Origin of the sequence: Actinoplanes sp. NPDC024001, assembly GCF_040638955.1 — a bacterium.
In the GTDB taxonomy this organism is placed as follows: domain Bacteria; phylum Actinomycetota; class Actinomycetes; order Mycobacteriales; family Micromonosporaceae; genus Actinoplanes.
In genome coordinates this window covers 1-1,623 of record NZ_JBEZZB010000368.1, presented here as the reverse complement: position 1 = coordinate 1,623, position 1,623 = coordinate 1, and the positions used below count along the sequence as shown (strand labels likewise).

The following is a 1,623-nucleotide window of genomic DNA, read 5'->3' as shown; positions in this document are numbered from 1 at the left end:
GCCGGCCCACCTCCGGCCCGCCGAACCCGCGCCGGCGCCGCCGCGCGCACCGGCGGGGTTCAGCCCGGCGCCGGTCCGGTCCGCCGCCGAGGTGTACGGGCTGGACGAGTCGCGGCCGATCTCACCGGCCGCCCCGCCGCCCGCCGCGACACCGGAACTGCGCTCCGGCGACCTCGACCCGGTCCAGCGGAACCTGATGACGGTCGGCATGCCCGAGGAGATGGCCCGCAAGATCACGGGTGGGGACACGTACGCCGGGGTTCTCAGCGTGCTCGCCGCCCGCCCGGCCGCACCGGGCATCCCGGACGGGCCCGGGGAGATCCTGGTCCTGGCGGGGGAGGTGCACACGGCCGTACCGATCGCCAAGCAGCTGCTGGAGCAGATTCACGTCGACCAGACCCACCTGCTGCTGGCCGCGCCCTCCACGGCGGGCACCGGGCTGCACTCGTCGCGCCTGATCTCCAGCCGCAGCGCGGCGGAGTCACGCGCCGAGAAGCTGCAGGGCTCCGAGCACCCCTGGGTCGTGGTGATCGACGCGCCGGTCGGCGGCACCGACCCGTTCTGGGTCAACGACATGTGCGACGCGCTCGGCGCCACCGCGCTGTGGGCCGTGGTCGACGCCACCCGCAAGACCGCGGACACCGCCCGTCACCTGCGCAGCCTCGGTGACGTGGAGTCGCTCGTGGTGCACAGCGTGGAACTCACCTCGGACCCGGCCTCGGTGCTCGGGCTCGACGTGCCGATCTTCTCGCTGGACGGCAAGCCGGCCACGCCGCACGCCTGGGCCGCGATGCTGTGCGCCCGGATCGCCGCCGAGGTCATGCCGTCCGCCGCCTCACCTCGCCGGTCCTCCCGCTCCTCCCGGCGATGATCAGACCGTCGGTTCTGCTGTTCGCGCTGCTGATGAGCGCGCCGGCCTGGTACCGCCTGCTGCTCGACGAGATCGACATCATGCAGGTGCTGATCCGGTTCCTCATCGCGGTGCCGATCGCTGCCGTGCTGCTGGCCGGGTTCCGCTTCATCATCGGCGGATACCGGGCCTCGGCGGAACCGGCGCCCACCCCGGTGACGCCCGAGCGGTTCGACTCGTCGGAACCGGAGAAGTCACCCTGAGCAGCTGAAACACCGGCGCCGGCCCGCATTCGCGGACCGGCGCCGGTGTCGTCTCAGGCGTGGATGTCCAGGCGCCCGGTGGGCACCGCCCGCCGGGTCGCGGCCGGCGCCGGCTCGGCCGGCACGTCATTGCCGGCCCCCTGACCGGTACGGCGTCCCAGCGCCGCCGCCGACTGGCCCGCCAACTGCTCACGGGCCTGCTGCTGCGCGTTGCCCTGGCGCAGGTCGAGCGAGCAGTTGCCGAAGCCGGACTCCTCCAGTTCGCGGCGCAGCTCGTCGAGCGACGAGCGCAGCGCCTCGGTGCCGGCCTCGGTGCCGCCGGTGAGCTGGACGGTGATGTCCCCGTTGCGGATCTCCGCGACCACCTGGACCGGGCCGAGGTCGACCGGGTGCAGGTTGACGGTCAGGCGGTGCACGCCGTCGGCGTCCAGCCGCAGCGGAGCGATCCGCATGGCCAGCTGAGTCGCCGGCGGCGCGGGCACCGCGGGCGCGGCCGGCGGTGGTGGCGCC

The 1,623-nt window shown here is 74.4% G+C and carries 2 protein-coding genes and 1 pseudogene; 2 read left to right on the top strand and 1 reads right to left on the bottom strand.

Translation table 11 applies throughout. The annotated features are described in order from the left end of the window. Both AB0F81_RS51225 and AB0F81_RS51220 read left to right on the top strand, forming a co-directional pair. Nucleotides 1-871: pseudogene (locus tag AB0F81_RS51225) on the top strand (hypothetical protein); the annotation flags it as partial. Continuing rightward, nucleotides 868-1,113 (top strand): hypothetical protein, encoded by a 246-nt coding sequence (locus tag AB0F81_RS51220; RefSeq protein ID WP_360211761.1) that lies wholly within the window; start codon nucleotides 868-870, stop codon nucleotides 1,111-1,113. The pseudogene AB0F81_RS51225 and the gene AB0F81_RS51220, both read left to right, overlap by 4 nt. Before the next feature lie 53 nt (nucleotides 1,114-1,166). On the opposite strand, the gene AB0F81_RS51215 is transcribed toward AB0F81_RS51220, so the two are convergent. Next, nucleotides 1,167-1,623 (bottom strand): flagellar hook-length control protein FliK (locus tag AB0F81_RS51215; RefSeq protein ID WP_360211758.1); only part of this gene is annotated, 457 nt, incomplete at its 5' end.

Excerpts from the sequence above, each read along its gene's own strand:
- AB0F81_RS51220 (WP_360211761.1), top strand. The coding sequence starts at position 868 with ATGATCAGACCGTCGGTTCTGCTGTTCGCGCTGCTGATGAGCGCGCCG.